The organism is Nocardia sp. NPDC001965 (assembly GCF_053594175.1).
This window is the reverse complement of record NZ_JBSFDZ010000032.1, coordinates 1-21,901: the sequence shown is the minus strand read 5'-3', so window position 1 is coordinate 21,901 and position 21,901 is coordinate 1. Positions and strand designations below refer to the sequence as shown.

Annotated in this window: 17 protein-coding genes; 5 read left to right on the top strand and 12 right to left on the bottom strand. The window is 67.2% G+C overall.

The window, feature by feature from the left end:
• Position 1: 1 nt before the first annotated feature.
• Both ACWCPQ_RS28900 and ACWCPQ_RS28895 read right to left on the bottom strand, forming a co-directional pair.
• Positions 2-1,480 (bottom strand): amino acid permease, encoded by a 1,479-nt coding sequence (locus ACWCPQ_RS28900; protein ID WP_449904725.1) that lies wholly within the window; start codon positions 1,478-1,480, stop codon positions 2-4.
• 39 nt (positions 1,481-1,519) lie between these two features.
• Positions 1,520-2,974, bottom strand: a complete 1,455-nt coding sequence (locus tag ACWCPQ_RS28895; protein ID WP_449904723.1) for a peptide MFS transporter — start codon at positions 2,972-2,974, stop codon at positions 1,520-1,522.
• Between the two features lie 281 nt (positions 2,975-3,255).
• On the opposite strand from ACWCPQ_RS28895, the gene ACWCPQ_RS28890 reads away from it, so the two are divergent.
• Entirely contained in the window at positions 3,256-3,951 is a 696-nt protein-coding gene (locus tag ACWCPQ_RS28890) for an NAD(P)-dependent oxidoreductase (protein ID WP_449904721.1), read from the top strand.
• 69 nt (positions 3,952-4,020) lie between these two features.
• Here the strand turns inward: ACWCPQ_RS28890 and ACWCPQ_RS28885 are convergent, their stop codons facing one another.
• From ACWCPQ_RS28885 to eccCa, 9 genes are all read right to left on the bottom strand, one after another.
• A complete protein-coding gene (locus tag ACWCPQ_RS28885; RefSeq protein ID WP_449904719.1) occupies positions 4,021-4,968 on the bottom strand; it encodes a Ppx/GppA phosphatase family protein in 948 nt (315 codons plus the stop codon).
• Positions 4,961-5,494 carry a DUF501 domain-containing protein gene (locus ACWCPQ_RS28880; protein ID WP_449904717.1) on the bottom strand — a complete coding sequence of 178 codons (534 nt, stop codon included), beginning with the start codon at positions 5,492-5,494 and terminating at the stop codon, positions 4,961-4,963. Before ACWCPQ_RS28880 ends, ACWCPQ_RS28885 begins: the two co-directional genes overlap by 8 nt.
• Positions 5,491-6,078: an FtsB family cell division protein gene (locus ACWCPQ_RS28875; RefSeq protein ID WP_449904715.1), complete on the bottom strand. Its 588-nt coding sequence runs from the start codon at positions 6,076-6,078 to the stop codon at positions 5,491-5,493. The genes ACWCPQ_RS28880 and ACWCPQ_RS28875 overlap by 4 nt, the downstream gene beginning before the upstream one ends.
• A 5-nt stretch (positions 6,079-6,083) precedes the next feature.
• Complete coding sequence (gene eno / locus ACWCPQ_RS28870) at positions 6,084-7,367, bottom strand: phosphopyruvate hydratase (protein ID WP_062998939.1); 1,284 nt, start codon at positions 7,365-7,367, stop codon at positions 6,084-6,086.
• A 131-nt stretch (positions 7,368-7,498) separates the two neighbouring features.
• Positions 7,499-8,233, bottom strand: a complete 735-nt coding sequence (locus tag ACWCPQ_RS28865) for a lytic transglycosylase domain-containing protein (RefSeq protein ID WP_449904799.1) — start codon at positions 8,231-8,233, stop codon at positions 7,499-7,501.
• A 355-nt stretch (positions 8,234-8,588) separates the two neighbouring features.
• Positions 8,589-8,876 carry a WXG100 family type VII secretion target gene (locus ACWCPQ_RS28860; RefSeq protein WP_449904713.1) on the bottom strand — a complete coding sequence of 96 codons (288 nt, stop codon included), beginning with the start codon at positions 8,874-8,876 and terminating at the stop codon, positions 8,589-8,591.
• 37 nt (positions 8,877-8,913) lie between these two features.
• Positions 8,914-9,249, bottom strand: coding sequence for a WXG100 family type VII secretion target (locus ACWCPQ_RS28855; protein ID WP_449904711.1), 336 nt, complete (start codon positions 9,247-9,249; stop codon positions 8,914-8,916).
• 131 nt (positions 9,250-9,380) lie between these two features.
• A complete protein-coding gene (locus ACWCPQ_RS28850; protein WP_449904709.1) occupies positions 9,381-10,820 on the bottom strand; it encodes a type VII secretion-associated protein in 1,440 nt (479 codons plus the stop codon).
• Entirely contained in the window at positions 10,820-14,851 is a 4,032-nt protein-coding gene (gene eccCa / locus ACWCPQ_RS28845) for a type VII secretion protein EccCa (protein WP_449904707.1), read from the bottom strand. The genes ACWCPQ_RS28850 and eccCa overlap by 1 nt, the downstream gene beginning before the upstream one ends.
• A 171-nt stretch (positions 14,852-15,022) precedes the next feature.
• Here eccCa and eccD point away from each other — a divergent pair, with 171 nt between their 5' ends.
• The 3 genes from eccD (at position 15,023) to ACWCPQ_RS28830 (ending at position 18,319) form a co-directional block, all read left to right on the top strand.
• The gene (eccD, locus tag ACWCPQ_RS28840) at positions 15,023-16,489 is read left to right on the top strand and encodes a type VII secretion integral membrane protein EccD (RefSeq protein ID WP_449904705.1); all 1,467 of its coding nucleotides are present in this window, start codon (positions 15,023-15,025) and stop codon (positions 16,487-16,489) included.
• Positions 16,490-16,530: 41 nt separating this feature from the next.
• Positions 16,531-17,895: a type VII secretion-associated serine protease mycosin gene (mycP, locus tag ACWCPQ_RS28835; RefSeq protein ID WP_449904703.1), complete on the top strand. Its 1,365-nt coding sequence runs from the start codon at positions 16,531-16,533 to the stop codon at positions 17,893-17,895.
• 142 nt (positions 17,896-18,037) lie between these two features.
• On the top strand, positions 18,038-18,319 hold the full coding sequence (locus ACWCPQ_RS28830) for a hypothetical protein (RefSeq protein WP_449904701.1): 282 nt from the start codon (positions 18,038-18,040) through the stop codon (positions 18,317-18,319).
• A gap of 31 nt (positions 18,320-18,350) precedes the next feature.
• Here the strand turns inward: ACWCPQ_RS28830 and eccB are convergent, their stop codons facing one another.
• The gene (gene eccB / locus ACWCPQ_RS28825; RefSeq protein ID WP_449904699.1) at positions 18,351-19,820 is read right to left on the bottom strand and encodes a type VII secretion protein EccB; all 1,470 of its coding nucleotides are present in this window, start codon (positions 19,818-19,820) and stop codon (positions 18,351-18,353) included.
• Positions 19,821-19,931: 111 nt separating this feature from the next.
• On the opposite strand from eccB, the gene eccE reads away from it, so the two are divergent.
• Positions 19,932-21,614 (top strand): type VII secretion protein EccE, encoded by a 1,683-nt coding sequence (eccE, locus tag ACWCPQ_RS28820; RefSeq protein WP_449904697.1) that lies wholly within the window; start codon positions 19,932-19,934, stop codon positions 21,612-21,614.
• The last annotated feature ends 287 nt before the right edge of the window (positions 21,615-21,901 follow it).

The window sequence follows — 21,901 nt, the reverse complement described above, 5'->3', positions numbered from 1 at the left end:
ATCACCCCTGTTCGGAAGCGGACCTACCGACCAGCGCATGCCGTCGGCCGTATGCGAAGTACATCACCAAACCGAGCAGCATCCAGACTACGAAACGCAGCCAGGTTTCGACCGAAAGATTCACCATCAGCCACAGGCAGGACAGCACCGCCAGGATCGGCACGAGCGGGACCAGCGGCACCCGGAATCCGCGCGGCAGGTCGGGACGGGTGCGGCGCAGGATCACGACCCCGATGGAGACCAGCAGGAAGGCGAACAGGGTGCCGATATTGACCATTTCCTCGAGCGTCCCGAACTCCACGAAACCGGCCAGGATCGCGCAGACGATGCCCACGATGACGGTGATCCGCACCGGGGTCCCCCGCTTGCCGGTCTGCGCGAGCCGCCGCGGCACGAGACCGTCGCGCGACATCGCGAACAGCACCCGGGTCTGGCCGAGCAACATCACCATCACGACGGTCGTCAAACCGGCCAGCGCGCCGATGGAGATGATGTTCTTTGCCCAGGTGGCGCCGTTCAAGGCGAACGCGGTCGCCAGTGTCGCGTCGTTCCCTGCCAGATCGGTGTACGGGACCATGCCGGTGAGCACGATGGACACGGCGACATAGAGGATGGTGACCACGATCAGCGAGCCCAGAATGCCGCGCGGGAGATCGCGCTGCGGGTTCTTGGTCTCCTCGGCGGCGGTGGCCACCACGTCGAAACCGATGAACGCGAAGAACACCAGACTCGCCGCGGCCAGCAGGCCGTACCAGCCGAAATTGCTGTTACCGGCCCCGGTCACCCAGGAGAACAACGATTGGGTCAGGCCCTGGCCGCCCGCACCCGGCTCCGATTCCGGGATGAACGGGGTCAGATTGTCGGAATCGAAGAAGGTCAGGCCGACCACGATAACCAGCAGGATCACCCCGACCTTGATGGCCACCGCGATCATCGAGACACGGGAGGAGAGCTTGGTCCCCAGTGCGAGCAGGGTGGTGAGCACCGCGATCAGCAGCACCGCGCCCCAGTCGAAGCTGACACCAGCTATCTCCACCACGGCGGCCCCGCGGTCGAACACCTGGCCGAGGTACTGTGACCAGCCCTTGGACACCACGGCCGCGGCGAGCGCGAACTCCAGCAGCAGGTCCCACCCGATGATCCAGGCGGTGAGCTCACCGAAGGTGGCGTAGGAGAAGGTGTAGGCACTACCGGCCACCGGAACGGTGGAGGCGAACTCCGCGTAGCACAGCGCCGTGAGACCGCAGGCGACAGCGGCGAAGACGAAGGCCAGTGATACCGCGGGCCCGGCGACATTACCGGCGGTCCGGGCGGTGAGGGTGAAAATACCGGCGCCGATGACGACGGCCACGCCGAAGATCGCCAGATCCCATGAGGTCAGGTCCTTGCGCAGTTTGGTTCCGGGCTCGTCGGTGTCGCGGATCGACTGCTCCACGGACTTGGTGCGGAACAGTGAACTGCGGCTGGTAGGCGTCGACACTGCGGCCTCCTCGTAATTCCGGCGCGAGTACCGGGAACGCTAGTGCACTCCCGACATATATCGGGTTATCCACGACGACAGGGCGGCAATCACCGCGCCCGCCGCGACCGCCACCAGGCCGGTGATCCCGAAATAGGCGAACTCGTCGTCGGGCGAATAGAAACGCGCCAGCACACCCGACAATGTGGTGCCCAGCGCGACGGACAGGAAGTAGAGGGCCATCATCTGCGCGCGGAAGTGCTCGGGTGCGAGCTGAGTGCTCACCGCCAGCCCGATCGGTGAGATCAGCAGTTCCGAGACGGCGAATACCGCCATGATGAACAGCACCACCAGTGCGGGCACCGAACGCCCTGTGGTCCCGGCCAGCGGCACGAACAACAGGAACGCCACGCCCATCCCGACCACGCCGAGCGCGAATTTGCGCGGCGTGCTCGGCGCCCGATCGCCCAACCTGGTCCACAGGAGCGCGAACAGTGGCGACAGTGTGATGATCCAGACCGGCTCCACCGAACCGATCCAGTTCGACGGTGCGGTCCAGCCGAAGATATTCCATTCCATCCGCTCGTCGGAGTAGACCGCGAGCACGGTGAAGATCTGCTGGAACAGAGCCCAGAACACCACATTGGCCAGGAAGAGGGGTACGAACGCCCGCACCCGGCTGCGCTCGACCGGAGTCACCCGGCGATGGGTGAGCAACACGGCGAAGTATGCCGCCGCGGCGAGGACGATCAGCACGGTGGTCACATCCGGCAGATTGTCGACGGTGACCAGACCGGCCACCAGCACCACGACTATCAGCAGGACCGCCGCGGCCACGACTCCGACGACCCGGCCGTAAGCGCCGCGCGGCAGCGGATCGGTGGGCTCGCGGCCGGCCGTGCCGAGGTTGCGGCGGAACACCACATACTGGATCAGTCCGAACGCCATTCCGATCGCCGCCGCCCCGAAGCCTGCGTGGAAACCCCACTCCTGCTGTAGCAACCCGGTGATCAACGGCCCGACGAAGGAACCGAGGTTGATACCGAGATAGAACAGGGTGAAACCGCCGTCGACCCGTGGATCGCCCTTCGGGTAGAGCGTGCCCAGCAGGGCGGACGCATTCGATTTCAAGGCGCCGCTGCCCAGCGCGACCAGCACCAGTCCCACCCCGACCCCGATCAGGCCCGGGATCAGCGCGAGCGCGATATGCCCGGCCATCACCACGGCGCCGCCGTAGAAGACGGTCCGCTCCATCCCGATCAACCGGTCGGAGACCCAGCCGCCGATGATCGTGGACAGGTAGACAAGACCGCCGTAGGCGCCGACCAGGCCGATCGCGACATCCTGATCCATACCGAGACCACCGTCGGTGGTCGAGTAGTACAGGTAGTAACCCAGGATGGTGAGCATCCCGTAGAAGGAGAAACGCTCCCACAGTTCGACACCGAACAGGTTGACGAGTCCGACCGGGTGACCGAAAAAGGTGCGCTCGGCTACGTCTGGTACTTCGGACATGCTCAGACTGTCCCATGCACCCGGTCCGGCGCGTGGGATACCGGACCGAACCGATACCGCAGCTTCACGAACGCGAGCGACGATTACATCCCTGCGTTCACGTCGTGGCGCACATTACACAGTCGGCCCTGTGACGTGGGCGCGGTGGCCGGCGTCTTATCGCTGTCCGACCGGACCGAGCGGCCACGCGGGCCGCCCGAAGATCGCCGGGGCGCAGTGCGCTGCGCACAGCAGCGCCTATACGGCGATCGGAAACGCAGTAAACGAGGAAGGGAACTATCGTGCGGATCGTAGTTTTCGGAGCGAACGGACCCACCGGCCGCCTGCTCACCGGCCGGGCACTCGCCGCCGGGCATCACGTCGCCGCGGTTACCCGGCGACCGGAATTGTTTCCGCTGGAACACGATCGGCTCGAGGTGGTCGGTGCCGACGTGCTCGACCCGGCCGCCGTCGACGCGGTACTGGCCAACCGGGATGCGGTGCTGTCGACCCTCGGGGTGCCGCCCGGAAAGAGTGCGATCGACACCTATTCACGCGGTGTGGCACATATCGTCGCCGCGATGGAACGGCATCGAGTGCGGAGGCTGGTCGCGGTCAGTTCGAGCGGGGTGGATCCGCGCCCGTACTCCGAGGGCGGATTCCTCTTCAACCGGGTGATACTGCCGTACGTCACCCGGGTATTGGGCAAAACGCTGTACGACGATATGCGGCGGATGGAGACACTGATCCGCGATACCGATCTGGACTGGACCATCGTGCGACCTAGCGGACTCTTCCACCTGCCGTCGAGCACCGACTACTCCATCGTCGAGGGCCACGCCGACGGGAGGTTCACCGCCCGTGCGGACCTGGCCGCCGGAATGCTGACTCTGGCGGACGACGACCGCTTCCTGCGCACCACGGTGGGCCTCGTCACCACCGTCGGCAACCCCACCCTTCTCCAGTGGTTCCGCCGTGAAGCGTTCGCCGGGCACTGAGTACTGATTCGCCCTTGTCCGCCGCAGCGCAATCGCAGTGGCACACGCCGCCACTGGCCGCCGTCCCTGTCAAGCGATGGACAGGGCTATCCCGTCCAGGATGTCGTGCTCGCTGACGACCAATTCGCCGATCCCGGCACGCCGGGCCAGTTCCGCCGCCAGCACCTCGGTGATCACCGCTCCGCCGCCGATGACGTCGACACGGCCCGGGTGCATCGGTCCCAGCGCCGCGCGCTCGTCGTGGTCCATCCCGATCAGCCGATCACACACGGCGGTCAAATCCGGCAGGGTGATCCGCGCCAGATGGGTTCTCGCCGAATCGTATTCCGGCAGATCCAGCGCGACCGCGGCGAGCGTGGTCATGGTGCCCGCCACCCCGACCCAGGTATGCGCGCCGGCCACCGGAACATGGGTGAACGCCTCGGTGAGCTTTTCGGTCGCGAATTCCCGGGCCGCGGCCACTTCCGCCGCCTCGGGCGGATTTCCCCGCAGGCACCGCTCGGTAACCCGTACGCAGCCGATATCGGCCGAGAACGCCGCCTGCACTCCGTCGCCGTCCCCGACCACGAGTTCGGTGGATCCGCCGCCCAGGTCGACCACGACGAACGGCCCGTCCGCCGCCGACAGTTCACCGACCGCGCCGGTGAACGACAGCCGCGCCTCCTCGTCGCCGGTGATCACCTCAGCGCTCGCGCCCGGCACCACCCGGCCGAGCTCGGCCCGGGTCATCGCGAAGAAATCCTCCCGGTTCGACGCGTCGCGGGTGGCGGAGGTGGCGACCATCCGAACCCGGCTCACCCCGTGCTCCAGCATGAGCGTCACATAGTCGGCCAGCGCCACGCGGGTACGTTCGATCGCCTCCGGGTTCAGCCGCCCCGTCGCGTCGACCCCTTTACCGAGCCGCACGATCCGCATCTCCCGGTGCACATCGGTCAGGGTCGAATCCGCGCCGATATCGGCGATCAGCAGTCGGATCGAATTGGTGCCGCAGTCCACGGCAGCGACCCGGTCAGTCATCGGCGCCTCTCTCGTCTTCCGTCACTACGTATTCCGGCCAGTCGGCCGGGATCGCACTGCCGCGCAGCCCGTTCGCCGCCGCCAGCGCCACCGCCTCGTCACCGAGCGGATTGACTCCGGGGCCCTTGGCCAGTGCGTGCGCGATCAGCACATGCAGGCATTTCACCCGGTCCGGCATCCCGCCACCGCTGAAATCGGTACCCAGCGATTCGATCTCGTCCCGTTCGGCCAGATAGCCCTCGTGTGCCGCCCGATAGGCGGCGGCGAGTTCGGTATCGCGGCCGAGCCGGTCGGTCATCTCCTTCATCACCCCCGAGGACTCCAACCGGCTGGCCTCGGCGGTCAGCCGGGGGTCGGTGAGGTAGTAGAGCGTGGGGAACGGTGTGCCGTCGGGCAGTTTCGGCGCGGTCTTCACCACTGCGGGAAGTCCGTCCGGCGTCCGGTAGGCGATGGCGAGCACCCCGCGCGGTTCGCGGCCCAATTGTTCGGCGACGATCTGCAGATCTCGGTCGTCGGGTGTACTCACCTGGATCCTTCCGGCTGCGGCGCGGGTGCTGCGGTTTCGGGGGGTGGCTCGGAGATACTCCGCCACAGATCCGTGTACCACGGATCGGGTTCGTGCCGGGGGGCCTGCGGATCCGGGATCGCCGGCACTTCGATTCCCGGAACCTGGACGATATAGGGAGTTTCGCCGGGCATCACCAGCCGCAACCGGTCACGTGCCTCGGAGCGGATGTAGGCGGGGTCTTCCTGCTGGGAACGGCGGTCCTTCAGCCGGTCGATATCGTCCTCGAGCGTACGGCGTTCGGCCGCGAGCTGATCGGCTTCCGCGCGCTGAGTGAAGTAGGTGCGCATGGGCACGGCGAGCGTCATCGCCAGCGCGCACACCACCATCGCGAGGATGATCGCCTTACCGGCGGACAACCCCAGAATGGTCCGCTCCGACCAGTCCCGCGCACCCTCCTGCCCGGCCCGGGACCGACGTGTCGTGCGCCGCACCCGCTCCGCGACGCCGTGCACTTCGGCGGCAGGACGGCGCGACGGCGCGCGCGACGTGCGGCGGTCGCCCCGACCCGCGGGGCTGGGACCGCGCGCACGCCGCTCCGTCATCTACCTCAGTCCTCGAAGGTGAACCGGGGGAAGGCCACATCACCGGCGTAGCGGGCCGAATCGCCGAGCGCGTCCTCGATACGCAACAGCTGGTTGTACTTGGCCACCCGCTCGCTGCGCGCCGGGGCACCGGTCTTGATCTGTCCGCTACCGACAGCGACGGCCAGATCGGCGATGGTGGTGTCCTCGGTTTCACCCGACCGGTGCGACATCATCGTCTTGTAGCCGTTGCGATGCGCCAGTTCGACCGCGTCCAGGGTCTCGGTGAGGGTGCCGATCTGGTTGACCTTCACCAGCAGCGCGTTGGCCGCACCCTTGGCGATGCCGTCCTCGAGGCGTTCGGGGTTGGTGACGAACAGGTCGTCGCCGACCAGCTGCACCTTGTCACCGATCTCGTCGGTCAGCGCGACCCAGCCGTCCCAGTCGTCCTCCGACAGCGGATCTTCGATGGACACCAGCGGGTAAGCCGCCCGCAGTTCGGTGTAGAACTTGGCCATCTCGGCGGCCGAGCGGGCGGAACCCTCGAACTGATAGGCGCCGTCCTTGTAGAACTCGGTCGCCGCGACGTCCAGGGCGAGGGCCACATCCCGGCCCAGCTTCAGGCCGGTCTTGCCGATCGCAACGCTGATCAGGTCCAGTGCTTCCTTGGTCCCGGCGACATCGGGCGCGAACCCGCCCTCATCACCCAGCCCGGTGGCCAGGCCCTTCTCCTTCAGGACCGCCTTGAGCGCGTGGTAGACCTCCGTACCCCAGCGCAGCGATTCCTTGAAGGTAGGCGCGCCGATCGGCGCCACCATGAACTCCTGTACATCCACACCGGTGTCGGCGTGCGCGCCGCCGTTGAGGATGTTCATCATCGGCACCGGGAGGACATGGGCGTTGGGGCCGCCGAGGTAGCGGAACAGCTCCAGACCCGAGGACTCCGCGGCCGCTCGCGCCACCGCGAGGGATACCCCCAGCAGCGCGTTGGCGCCGAGCCGCGATTTGTCCGGCGTACCGTCCAGATCGAGCAGCGCCTGATCGACAGTGCGCTGTTCCACCGCGTCCAGACCGATCACGGCCGGCGCGATCTCGTCGAGCACTCCCTCGACGGCTTTCTGCACACCCTTGCCGTTGTAGCGCTCTCCGCCGTCGCGGAGTTCCACGGCCTCGTGCTCGCCGGTGGACGCACCGGAGGGCACCGCGGCGCGGGTCAGGGTGCCGTCGTCGAGGGCGATCTCGACCTCGACGGTGGGGTTACCGCGCGAATCCAGGATCTCGCGAGCTCCGACCTGTTCGATGATGGCCACGAAAACAACACTCCTTCGGCTGCTGGCACGGTAGCTATCGGGGACGAGCCGTGCGGTTGCGAGCCTAATAGGCCCGGTTGCGGCCAGTCCATCCGCCGCCCCGCAGCGCGCACCGCGGTTCCGGCGCCACCTCAGACCCGGCGCCCGACACTGTAGGCCGCGGCACGGTCCCGGACGGCCTGCCGATAGCTCTCCGACCGGTTGTAGGTGAACAATGCCCTGCTCCATCCTTCGGCGGTGCGCAGCGTCCCACCGCTCACGCACAGATACCGCGCCGCGGTGAGCGCCGCGTCGTCGATACTGTGCGGATCGGCGACCCCGTCGCCGTTGGCGTCGACTCCCCATTTACGCCAGGTCTCCGGAATGAACTGCATCGGGCCCACCGCCCGATCGAAGACGCGGTCACCGTCGAGCCGGCCGTCGTCGGTATCCCTTATCTCCGCGACCCCCGGCGCCCCGTCCAGCGGAATCCCGATGATCGACGGCTCGACCTGCCCGTCGTCACGAACCCGCGCACCGCGGTGCCGGCCGTGGTCGCTCTCCACGCTCCCGATCCCCGCCAGGGTGGTCCAGCCGATACCGCAATCCGGCCGGGCCCGCTCCATCACCGCCGCCGCGTACCCGTACGCCTCGAGCGCGGTCACCGGTATCTCGAGGGCTCCGGCATGCTCGGTGGCCCATGCGTTCAACTGAGCGGCGGTTCGCCCGGGAGCGTCGATATCGATAGCCGGAACGGGTACGCCGGGTCCGGGCGGGATCCCGTCGGGTACAGGCACCAGATTCTCGCCACCCCCACACCCGGTGAGCAGTAACGCGACGATCGAAGCGGCCAGGAGACCGAACCTGCGGGGACGCACATCTTCCATCATCCAGACCGACAGGTCCACAACCCTTCACAGGAACGCAGATCACAGTGCCGGTATCTGCCCCGGGCCCTTCTTCGACCGGGGACGGGAGTGCCGGAGGAAGCCGCGCGGAATCGACCGATTCGTTTCGGGTGAGATTCCGATGCGATACCGGGTTCTCCCACACTGCGATCCGGGGTCCTTTCCGGATTTCTCGATATACCCGGATTCCGGGCCCGAGAATTTCATCGGAAGGCTGCGAAACAATATCTACGACCGGACTCCCCGACCGGGGAGAAAAGAAAACGATTGTGCCTCGAGAACTGTTCTCGGGGCACAATCGTTGCTTCGCGCTGCACCGGACCGGTCGATCGAATCAGGCCCAGCGCGCCGCATTCTGCTTATCGGTGGTCGACATATCGATGGCACCGTCCTCGACGATCTTGGCGAGACGCTCCATGATGTCGAGCAGGCTGTTGTGGGCCTCGTCCCAGCGGCCCTGCTTGAGGCGGTAGGCCTCCTGCGCACCGGATTCCCATTCCGCGGCCAGCGCGTTGACGTAGCCCTGGAGCTCGTCGTGGGTTTCCGTCAACCGGCCCTTCGACGAACGAAGGTCTCCGGTCATCGCCATCAGCTGGCCTTCGGAATACTTCATCTGCGACATAGCAATAACTCCTAGAACTCTCGTGAACCGGTGACGTTCAGATCTTCAGGCTGGAGCCGAGTTCGGCCGATGCACCGAGCGAATGCAGACGATCCTGGTTGGCCTGCTCGGTTGCGGTGTACCCCTTACCGTTTTCACGAATGAGGGTGCCGATTTCCGCCAGGACATCGTGCAGCTTGCGGGACTGCTGATCGTAGTCGTCCATGACCTTGCGGAAGGTTCCGGCGGCGGCGCCCTCCCAGTTCCCCGCGGAACCGGCAACAATGTTGCGCACGTTGCCCAGTTCGGTCTGCAGCTGCGAATTCACGTTCTCGACGTGCTTGGCAGCTGTCTCCATTGCCGCTACGTCGGTAGTGACGTTGGGGTTCGCCACGATATCTCCTTAATCGAGTTCGGATCCGGACCCCCTGCGTCCGCAAACGGTCCGAACTTGCCTTCATGATGATTGGACGCGATCCCCGCCCAATCGGTTCCATAAGATTTCGGGAAACGTCCCGACCGGAGTCATGGAGTGACATCCAGCGAGTTCGCGAGTTCTTCACAGATAGGTGTGATCGAGTCCTGCCCCCCTGTCCGATACTGGCACCCGATACTGATCTGGATGCTGTGCTCGACGATAACATGCCAGTCAACGGTCGATCCGTCCTCTGGATGCTCGGAATATGCCAGGCCGGGACGGCCGGCGAAGACCACATCACGACGGATGGCGGAGACCGATCCGGCTGGGCGGCGGGCGATCTGAGCTTCCAGTGTGGCGGCGATCTGTTCGTGATCCGCACCGGATGCCACCGGCTGCTGCGCCACCGTGATCCGGGCACGCGGGCCGGTATCCGGGACCAGTTCGAGGCGCTGGTCCGTCGCGGCGACCGGACCGGCGGGATGCCAGCCGCCGGGCACCGTGAGGCGCAGAGCGCCGAAGGTCACCGGGCCCGAACCGGACTCGGCGGTCGGCGTGACGCGGACGGCCGGGCCGGAAGTGGTACTCGGCACGGCGGCCACGGCATCGGAGTCACCGCCCGATATCCGAGCGATACCCACGCCCGCCGCGACCACGACGGCCACCGCGAACACGGCGACGGCGCCCAGGTAGAGCGGAGTCCGGGAGCGCGGCGGCCGGGTGGCGGCCGCGCGTTCCCGCAGGGGTTGCAGCCATTCGGCTTCGGCAGCGGCCGGCGGCAGAGCGGTGCGATGATCGTCCGGCTCGCTCGGGTGCACTCGCACCAGATCCGTACCTGCCACCACCAGGAGTTCGACCCCGCCGCAGCGGTCCGCGACCGCTGCGGCGATACGTTCGAGGAAACCGGCGTCGGTACGTCCCACCACGACAACAGAACTCACCCGGCAGCCGTGTAGCAGCCGTTCGAGAACAGCATCGAAACGCGCGACACCGTCCTCCTCGGAGGTGATCTCGGCGGCGGCCAGTGCCGGCTCGTGTTCGCAGTATTCGAGCCGCGGGCCGTGCTCGCCGGGAACCACAGTGGAGGCGGTGGTGGCCAGCGGCCCGAATTCCAGCACAACCGTTCGCGCGTCCCGGATCCGCTGTCCGGCGGCGACCGCCCGGACAGCGATCGTCTCCAGCGTCACGTGACCGCTGAACCGGCGGGCCGCGGACTCCAGTACCGCCAGCCGATGCGGATCCCATTCGGTCGGATGGACCACGGTGAGCCGTGCACACGGTGCGGATATCCGAAGCTGCGCCAGCGTATGGCCGAAGACTGCGGTCAACGCCTCGTCGGGCGTCGGCATCCCCGGGTCGTAGGCGATGCGGTCGGCTGCGATCAGTTGTACCGGCGATACCGCGATCGACGGCGGCGCCATCGGCTCCCCGACCACCAGGCTGCGGCCGTCGCCGCTGGGCACGATCGATGGTGTCAGGTCGGCGTGGGTGTTCGCGCTCCACGCCCACAATCGGGTCTCGGTCAGCGCGATCTCGACGACCGGCATTATTGGGTCGGCATCCACGAGGTCTGGACGAGTTCGTTACCCGAACGGCCGACCAGCGTGCCGCGGCCCGGTGGCATGGCGCTGGGCCGGACATTGCCGAGCAGACCGCCCTCCTCGCGGCTGCCGCTCATGATCAGACCCGGCGTGGCCAGGTCACGCAGCCGGGAGATCACCGGTTCGTACAGGGCGCGCCCGGCACCGCCGGACCGCCGCGAGATGATCAGATGCAGGCCGATGTCCTTGGCGTGGGCCAGATAGTCGACGATCTGCGCCAACGGGTTACCACTGGATCCGCTGGACACCAGGTCGTAGTCGTCGACGATCACGAAGAGATCCGGGCCCGACCACCAGGAGCGGTCGCGCAGTTCCTGCGGCGTGACATTCGGGCCGGGCATCCGGGTACGCAGCAGTGCCGCGAGATCACGCATATTCGTGGTCAGCCCCTCGGCACCGGTCGCGTAGGCGGCCAGGCGGTCCTGATCGAAGTATCCGAGCATGGTGCGCCGGAAGTCGACCAGGATGAGCGCCGCGCGGTCCCGCGCATTGGATTCGACGATTCCGCTGACGATATTGCGCAGCAGGGTGGATTTACCGCATTCGGTATCACCGAAGATCAGGAAGTGCGGGTTGTCGTCGAAGTTGAGGAACACCGGCGACAGTTCGGATTCGTTGATACCGATCGGGATCGCGACATTGCGCCGATCGGCCGGCCCCTGCCAGGGACCGATCGCGCGGACGAACTGTTCGCGGTCGAGTTGTTCGGGCAGCATGCGGACCTGTGGAGCGGGGCGGCCCGGGGTGGCCTGCTGGAGTCGCGCGACCGCGTCGGCGACGCCGCGGCTGATGTCCTCGGGATCGGAGGATCCGTCCACCCGCGGCAGCGCCGTGAGCATATGCAGGCTTTCCGGAGTCATACCGCGGCCCGGGCGGCCCTGGGGGACCAGGGCCGCGACCTTACGGCCGAACTCGGAATCGGCGGGATCACCGAGGCGCAGTTCGAGGCGCGTCCCGATCTGGTCCTTGAGCTGTGGCCGGGCTTCCATCCAGCGCGACAGGGCGATCACGACGTGCACGCCGTAGGACAGACCCTGTACCGCGAGGTTCATGATGGCCTGTTCCAGCGGTTCGAAATCCTGGCGGATCGAACCGAATCCGTCGATCACCAGGAAGACGTCACCGAAGGGGTCCTCGTGGGCGCCGGTGGCGGCCTGACTCCCGGCCGGATCACCGGCACGCAGCCGCCGGAACTCCGACATCGACTCGATACCGAGCTGACGAAAACGCAGTTCCCGAGTACGCACGATCGTGGTCATCTCGGCGACGGTGCGCCGCACCTGGTCGTGATCCAACCGGCCGGCCACCGAACCGACGTGCGGCAACCCTTCGAGGCTCGCGAGGGTGCCGCCGCCGAAGTCCAGGCAGTAGAACTGCACCTGCTCGGCGGTGTGGGTCAGCGACATCGCCATGATCAGCGTGCGCAGCATGGTCGATTTACCCGACTGCGGACCACCGACCACCGCCACATTGCCGCGGGCGCCGGACAGATCGACCACGAGTGGGTCACGCCGCTGGTCGTAGGGCCGGTCGACGAGACCGATCGGGGCGCGCAGACCGGCCTGTGCGTTGTACTCGCCGGTGAGAATCGAACGTGGCACCAACTCGTCCAGAGACGGCGCAGAATCCAGTGGCGGCAGCCAGATCTCGTGCGCGGGCCGGCCGTGGCCGCGGATCCGGGCCACCAGCATGCCGATATTGGAGAGCTGTTCGCCGTCGACCACCAGTGGTTCCGGATCGTCGAGGGGTTCGGGAGCGAGTGGAACCCGGTCCACCGCCCGGAATTCGACGTGTTTGGCGAGGAACGGGCGCGCGGTGATATCGATTTCACCGGCCCGGGTGGCGACCGCGATATCGCGCTGCGGTCCACCACCCACATAGGTACCGGACACGTAGGAGGCCTGGAACCGCTGGATCTCGCCCGAATCCGATTTCAGATACCCGCCGCCGGGGTTGTTGGGCAGGTTGTAGGCATCCGGCACGCCGAGGACCTGCCGGGACTCGTTGGCGGAGAACGTCTTCAGGCCGATCCGGTAGGACAGATGCGATTCCAGGCCCTTGAGTTTGCCCTCTTCCAGACGCTGCGAGGCGAGCAGCAGATGGACGTGCAACGATCGGCCCAGCCGGCCGATCATCACGAACAGTTCCGCGAAATCGGGGTGCTGGGTGAGAAGTTCGGAGAATTCGTCCAGTACCACGAACAGCGCGGGCAGCGGATCGAGGTCGGCACCGGCGGCCCGCGCCTTCTCGTATTCGGAGACGTTCGCGAAGTTACCGGCCTGGCGCAGGACTTCCTGACGGCGGTTCATCTCACCGGCCAGCGCGTCGCGCATACGGTCGACCAGATCGGCTTCCTCTTCCAGGTTGGTGATGACGGCCGCGACATGCGGTACGCCGTCGAGACCGAGGAAGGTGGCACCACCTTTGAAGTCCACCAGGACCAGGTTCAGCTGATCCGGTGAATGCGTCGCGAGCAGACTCAGTACCAGCGTGCGCAGGAATTCGGATTTACCGGATCCGGTGGCACCGATACACAGACCGTGCGGGCCCATCCCGGATTCGGCGGCCTCTTTGATATCGAGAACCACGGGCAGGCCGTCGGCCCCCACACCGAAGGGCACTCGCAGCCGTTCCCGGCCGTAGCGGGGCCGCCACGCGCTCTCCGGATTGAAGGAGCCGATATCGCCCAAGCCCATCAGCTGGGCCCAGGTGTTGATGGTCTCTCCCTCGGTGACCTCGACATCGCTGCTGCGCTGGGTCGCCGCGCGGTACGGTGCCAGGCGGCGGGCCACCTGCTGTGCCTGTTCCCGACTGATCCGGTCGATGACCGCGAACCGTTCCTGGTTTCCGGTGGCACCGCGTCCCAGGCATTCACCGTTGCGGATGGTGAGGCCGATACCGCGCGATACCGCCAGCCGCGGTGCGTACCCGCAGAGGTCGATCACGGTGACGCCCTCGTATCCGGATTCGCGCAACTGATCGTCCTCGGCCTCCAGCAGGCCGCCGTCCACCACGATCACCACATGCACCATCGCGGAATTGGTGGGCTGGTTACGGGAATAGCGGACCCGGTTCCCGAGGATCGGGGCGAGCCCGGCCATCGCCTCACGGATCGAGCCGAAGAACATGCGCTGGGTGCCGACACCGTCCTGGGAGTCGGGGTGCTGGGTATGCGGCAGCCATTTGGTCCATTCCCATTCCGCGCTGGTGTCGGGACCACACACGATCGCGGTGAGTACCTGGTCCGGGCCGTGGAACATGGCCAGCTGGACGAGCATCGCGCGCACCATGTCCCGGGCCTGGGCCCGGTCGCCGTCGAGGGCGATGGTGGCGAACCCCTTCACGGCGATGGCGGTGGGCAGATCCGGGACGGTCGAATGCGCGCGGACGAAGCGGCGCAGCGATACCGCGGCGATCGGTTCGAGTTCCTCCACCGGACCGGTTTCCGGCGCGACCAGGCGGGTGGCCAGACGCTGGCCGCCGATCCCGATCCGGACATGGCAGAAGTCCTTGTCACTGGGCCGGCGCTCCCACATCCGGGAGGTGCCGGCGAGCATCCAGACCAGTCCGGGCTCCGGATGACTCCATTCGACCGCGGCCCGCTGCTCGGCCGCCGTGATACCGACATCCTTGCGAACCTGATCGAGATAGCGCAGATAGTCTTTGCGGTCCTCGTTGGCCTCGGCGGCCTTGGCGCCCTTACCGTTACCCTGACCGGCGAACATGCCGACCATCGAGACCATCATCATCATCGGGAACATCAGCGACATCGGGTTCGACGCGATACCGCTGCCCTGGGTGAACATCAGCGCCATCATCCCGACCATGCCGAGGATCATCACGACCGGCATGAGCTTGCCCAGCAGATTTCCCGGGGTCACCCGGGGGATCTCGGGCGGTGGTTGCAGGGTGACCTCGCCGCCCGGAGTTCGCGGGACCTCCCGGCGCGCACGCCGCTGAAAACGGACAGTCGTCATCGAACGAGATCCCCCTTGTGGCCATGCGATATTCGGGCTCAGTGTAGAGGCAAGCCCGAACATGTCGTACAGTTCGACCTGCATTCTGCTGGCCGGGACGAGGGCACGCAACCCGCGATCTCCTGGGAGAATGCGGAAAAAGAGCAGGGTAGCGAATCAACTGGGGGAAGCGTGACGCATGCGCGACTGGACCATATGGAGGAAGATTCCTCGCGGGGTGTAGTCCGTGCACCGGATCTGACCAGGGTCACCATTCTGGCCAAACACACTCAGGTCGATATGGCCATTCCGGTCGATGTCCCGGTCGCGCTGGTCATCCCGAGTGTCGTCGATATGATCGCCGCGCACAGCAGAACCAACGACTTCGACAACCAGGGCGAACGGTACGAGCCCGCGGACTGGGTCCTGGCCCGCATCGGCCAGCCGCCGCTGTCCAATTCGCTCAGTCTGGGTGAGCAGGGCATCCGCGACGGCGAACTGCTGATGCTGGAGAACTCGGCGCATACCGCGCCGACTCCGCTCTTCGACGACATCATGTACAACGTCGCCGTCGCCGACTCCGAGCATTTCCGCGGCTGGAACCCGAACACCGCGCGGATCACCGGCTCGGTGCTCGCGGTACTCACCATGCTGGCCGGCTGCACCGCGCTGCTGGCGTCCCCGGATGCCCTGCCCGGATGGATCACCGGCGCGATCGCACTCGGTGTCACGGTGCTGCTCGTGGTCGCGGCGATGGTCTTCAGCCGGGTGTACGGAGATCCGAAGACGTCGCTGGTACTCGGCGGCTGCGCGCTGCCACCGGCTTTCGCCGGCGGCATGCTGATCGTGCCGGACCATTACGACTGGGCCCATATGCTGCTCGGTTCCACCCTGCTCGGAGCCACGGCGATCCTGGCCTGGCGGGTCACCGGAGTGGGGCTGGGACTGTTCATCGGCGCCGGGACGGTCGCCCTGTTCGCGGTCCCGTCGGCACTGGTCGGGCTGCTCACCGCACAACCGATGAAGGCGGTCGGCGCGGTGGTGGCTGCGGTCGGGCTCGGCGCCCTGTCGCTGGCCCCGCGGATCTCCATGACGCTGGCGAAACTGCCGCTGCCGCCGGTCCCCTCACCCGGAACACCTATCGACCCGACCGAGGACGATCCCGACGATCACCGCGCATTGCCGACCCTGGACGCGTTGCACGCGAAATCGGCCCGGGCACGGACCTATCTGAGCGGCCTGGTCTCGGCGACCACGCTGGTCACCGCGGCCGGCGCACTCGTCGCGACCGATCCGGCCGGGGGCGGGTTCTTCTGGCCGGGTATCGCGCTCGCGCTGGTGTGCGCCGCGGCCCTGATGTTTCGCAGCCGCACCTACGCCGGGGCCGAACAGGCGGTGATCCTCATCGCGGGCGGCGCGGCGATCCTGCTGGCGATGCTGGTGGGAACGGCGTTCGTGACCGATCTCCCGCTGGCTGCTTTCGGTGCCGCGCTGGTCATGCTGATCGCGGCACTGATTCTCGGCATCATCGTCCCCAACCAGACAGCCACCCCGCCGATGCGGCGGGCCGCCGAATTGATCGAATACGGTTTCGTGGCCGCCGTGCTGCCGCTCGTGTTCTGGGTGGCCGACCTCTACTCCCTCGTCCGCGGGCTGTGAACCGGGGGGTCCGCGCCGCGGCGGTGGCCGCGGTGCTCGGTATGAGCGCATCGCTGGGGCTCGGGAATCCGGTGGCCTACGCCGACCGACCCGCACCGGTGGACCCCGGTCAACTTCCGGCCGGTGACCCGGCGAAACCCGCCCAGGCGACCGAACGCAAGGCGAACGCACCCTGTAACAGCACCGTCGCCGGCGGGGACGGCCCGACCGTGCCACCCGCGCAGGCCGCGCTGGACCTACCACGGGCCTGGCAGTTCTCCGAGGGGGCCGGCCAGGTGGTCGCGGTGATCGATACCGGTGTCGCCCGCCACCCACGGCTGACCGGCCTGCGGGCCGGGGGCGATTTCGTGGCCAACAGCGGTGACGGCACCGAGGACTGCGATGCGCACGGCACCGTCGTGGCCGGCATCATCGGTGCGAGCCGGCTCCCGAACGAGGGGTTCTCCGGTGTCGCGCCCGCGGCGACGATCCTGTCGATCCGCCAGACCAGCGACAAGTATGTGAAGGCGGGCAGCAACAGCACCAAATCCCCGGAGGACCTCTCCAGGGAGGGGTACGGCAATGTCGCCACCATGGCGCAGGCCATCCGGCGCGCCGCCGATATGGGTGCGACCGTCATCAATATCTCCGAGGTGGCCTGCAGTTCCAGTCCGATCTCCGACGGATCGCTGGGCGCCGCGCTCGACTACGCGGTGCACCAGAAGAACGCGGTGGTGGTCACCTCGGCGGGCAACACCGATAACGACAGTTGCAAAGGCAACACCGGAATCCAGGATCCGTTGCACCCCGCGGCGGACCCCTGGAGCAATACGACCGTCAATGTCACTCCCGCCCGATACGACGACCTCGTTCTGTCGGTGGGCTCCATCGACGCCAACGGCGCGCCCTCGGCGTTCACGGTGCCCGGTCCCTGGCTGAGCGTCGCTGCGCCCGGGGAGAACATCGTGTCGCTGGATGTGCACAGCGGTGGCGTGATCAACGGGACCGTCAACGCCCAGAACGCCCAGCAGACCATCAACGGCACCAGTTTCGCGGCACCGTATGTGTCCGGCCTGGTCGCCCTGGTCCGGTCCCGCTTCCCCGAACTCTCCGCGGTCGAGGTGATGAAGCGGATCCAAGCGACCGCGCACGCACCGGCCGAAGGCTGGAATCCGTACGTGGGATACGGCGCGATCGACCCCATCGCGGCACTGACCGACGAGGTACCCGACGAACTGCGGCCCAAACAGCCGAATCCTGCGGTGAACAAACAACTCGCGGTCCCACCGCCACCCACGCCGCCGGATCACACCGCCCGCGATGTCGCCCTCATCGGCAGCGGAATCATCGGTGGCAGTCTGATTCTCGGCTATCTCGCCTCGTTCCCCACCCGCCGGCGCTTCGGCGTCAGCGAGGACGACGCCTGATCGGTCGGCCCGCCCACCGGTGGTGAGCCTCGATCCGGGAAGACCGTCGACTGTGTGCCAGGATCGCTTGGCTGCCACAGCGGGTAGCCGCGGCATCGGTCGACTGGCTGCGGGGCAGCAGACGTCGATCGGAAAGCCTGCCTTGGGCTGGCCGGATGGCCTCGTACCGCGGGTCTTCAGCAGCAGCGATGCCCCCGGCACGATCGACTTCGACGGGGAACATCGGAGTTTCCGCGGACCACTGGACGGCGGCACCCCCGGGCGCTATATCGAGGTACAGGTCTGGAGCCGTGACGAGCCGGTCCTGGAAGAAGCGCGCCGGCGTTTCGAATCAGGCCTGCCCGAAGACCGCACCCTCGTAGTGGAATACAGGTCGCCGGACCGGCCGGACGGGCCCGCGGCCCCCCGCGATCGACCCGATTAGAACCGGAGACCGGGCCGGCGCCCGTGCCCGGCTACTTCGAGCTGACCGGTTGCGCGGCCGGCGACGGATCCGGTGCCACCCCGTCGTGCGCGACCAGAGCTTCTTCGCGGCCCAGGCTCGGGCCGGATGCCAGCAGGCCGACGATCGGCCAGGGTGCGGGTTCGGCCTTCTCCGGCATACCCAGTGCCTTTGCCGCGTCGGCGTTCTTGATCCCGAAGCGCACACCGGTATCGGCGATGTAGAAGATGCTGTCCTTACGCCGGCTGTCCGGTTCGATGCCGGTGCTCTGTACATAGGCTCCGGTGCCGGGCGTCAGATAGGCGGAATCGACATTCTGCCCGGAACCGTCCGCCTGCGCGAGCGGTACCAGTTTCGCCGTGTCGGGCAACGGCAGGCTCACGCCGGTGACGATCGCGAGTTCGGCACGGGTACCGGTGTTCTCGCCCGCCTCCGGAATGGGTTTCCACGACAGGCAGCTGATCGGATGGTCCTTGGCTTCCAGAACAGTCGGAGCGGTCTGCGGGTAGTCACCGACCCGCAGCGCCGCGGACACCGGGGCGTCGGTGCGTTCCCGCTGGTCGATGCTGTCGTCGCCCGAGGTCTGCGGGTTGGAGTTGCGGATGATCTCTCCGGTCAGCGCCGAGATGGGTTGCAGACCGTCGGCGAGCACCACGTGGTACTCGGTACCGGAGGTGCCGACCTGCACGACATCGCCGATGCGGTGACCCCCGACCTGATAACCGGCCGGCGGGCTACCGGCGTCGGTGATCGCGGGCCGGACGATGGGCTGCACTTCGGGAATCGCGTTGATGAGCCCTTCGCTCACGGGCCGCGGAGTGGCGCCGGTGATCTTCAGCGCGTCGGTGACGGCGCGGTCGGTCATATCGACGCGTGCGCGTTTCCGGTCGTAGATCAGATAGGTATGGTTTTCGCCCTGTACCAGCAGGGCCTTGCCCGGGTCCAGGATCGAGGCCTTCGCGCCGAGCTCGAGACCACCCGCGAGTACCGAGGTGGTGCGGTCTGCGCTTCCGTCGGTTTTCATCTCGTCGCAGACGGTCCACTGCCGGCCGTTACCCGCCGCGTCGTAGTGGATTGCGCTGGGCGCGCCCGGGATACCGATCAGCGGACCGCGCGCCTTCTTACCGACCTCGGCCTCTTTCACGATCGCCGCATCCGGGGCCTCACCGGCCGCCAGCCGCGCCGACGCCAGATTCAGTGCCGGGTGCACCACATCGTTGAGTACGACGTAGACCGCGCCGGATTCCTTGCCGATGAGAATCGTGTTCTGGCCGATCTTGTCCTGTGGCCGGAGCAGGGCCAGTACACCGCAACCGGCCAGCACCAGGACGGCCAGGACCAGGCCCACGACGTAGGAGCGCAGCTGAGAACGCATGGGATCGTGGAGCATCCGCACATCCCGCCGCACCAGCGCATGCTCCATGCGGCGGACCAGAAAGTTGTAACCGCTGATCTGCCACCTGGTAGTGGGCTTTGAAGGCATCGTCTCCCCCGAACTGTGCTCGTGCTCGCCGAACACAGTACAGTTCCCGGGGACGTAGTTCAGCTCGGCCGCCGGATAATCGGCCGACACCGGGTACCTGGGGGGACTCTCATGGCCGTTCCAGCCGCAGTGGGGCGCAGGCGCAGTCTGGCTTTCGGGCGTATCTCCATGCGCAACCTGCTCATCGCGCAGGTATTCGCACTCGTCGCGGGGACGGCCGTGCTCTTCGCCACCGCGAACGTGTGGATCGCGGTGGGGGTCGCGGTCGTGGTCGGCTGCGTGCCGCTCGTGCCGGTCGGCCGGCGCGTCCTGCTGGATTGGGCCGGGACCTGGTGGGATTACCGGTCCCACCGCGAGTACCGGATCGGGGACAGCAACGATTTCCGCGGCCCCGACGATCGGTCCATCGGCCTCTATTGGGACGAGAGCCGAGTGGTCGCGGTGGTCGAGGTGCTGCCACCCCGCGGCGGGCTCACCCGGATCGACCGCAGCGCGGTGCACGCTTCCCATCTGCTGCCGATGGCCGAACTCGCTACCTGCCTCGCACAGCACGACATCCTGCTCAGCGGTATCGACATCATCAGCCACGGCCATCGCAGCCGTTCGGGCACACCGGCCGGAGCCATCTACGAAACCCTACTGGGGCCGCTGCCGGCCACCGCGTATCGCACGGTCTGGCTGGCGATCGGATTTGATATGGTCGACTGCCCCGGTGCCGCGAACCGGCGCGGCGGTGGAGACGAGGGGGCCGCGCGTTCGGTGACCATCGCGACCCAGCGGATAGTACGGACGTTGGAGGACGCGGGCTGCGGATCGCGTGTCCTGACCGCTTCGGAGATCCGGGCGGCGGTCCGGCAGGTCCTGCACGGCGCCGACGCGCGCGAGCTGACCCATCGCTGGCGGTACGCCGAACTCGGCAACAGCGTCAACATCGGATCCGCGATCGACCCGAAACAGCTGGGGTCGGAGATCCTTTCGCAGGTGTGGGTGGCCGAATCCCGCGGTACCACGGTCGCGGTGCGGCTGCGCCCGGGTAGTACCGCCGATACCGTCCACATCGGCGCGGCGTGGCGCTCGACTCTGCGGGAGATGCCGGAGAAGACCGCGTCCAAGGGCATGGTGTCGATGAACGGCCGTCACCGCCGCGCCCTGCTCGCACATCTGCCGATCGGTATTCCCGATGTCGAGGATGTCGTGCCCACCATCGAGTATCCGATCGAGGTGCTCGACGGGCTGGCGCTGCCGTCGTCGGGATGCGGCCAGTTGATCGGCTCCGACGACGAGGGCAACGGTGTCGCACTGCGACTCGTGGGCGCCAGTATCTCGTCGGTGTATGTGGCCGGCGAACTGTATCTCGCCCAGCAGTTGGTGTTCCGGGCGCTGGCCGTGGGCGAGCGGATCCTGGTCCGCACCGACCGTCCGCAGGCCTGGTACCAGCTGATCGAGACGATCGGAAATCCGGAACGGCTGATGCTGGCCGTGGAGATGCACCAGTCGGACGCCATGTTCACCGCCACCGTGGTCGACGGTGTACTCGCGCCGGCGCCGCACGCCGGTATCACCACCATCTACGTCACCGGTGACCCCATGGGCTGGCCGGCCACCAAACCGGACCTGTCGATACAGCAGCCGGGGGCGATCGGTAACCGGGTGATCATCCGCACCGCGACCACCCAGATCCCCCTCAACCTGGTCTCGATCCCCCGGGAACACACCTACATCGGCGAACCCCGCACCCGCCGGCCGGCGCCCCAGAGCCGCCCGGCCCCGCCCCGCCAACCCCAGACCCACTGACACGGTCCGTCACCGGCCCCGCGAGTTCGAAATCCGCCAGGTGGACACGGCCACTGTCCCGACCTCATCCCGGCGGACACCGACGCGGTAGTCCCCGGCCTCACCGGGCCGTCCCCTTTCAGAAACTGTCACGCCCCTCGGTGCCGAGATGCTTACGACGGGTCCGGACACCAGCGCTGCGGGGCCACACCCATCCTCACTCTCTTACGAGGCCCACAAAGGTCGAGGCCCGTCCCGCCGTTGCGCCCTCGAAAGCGCATGAGCCGCAGGCTCGAGTCTCGAGGGCG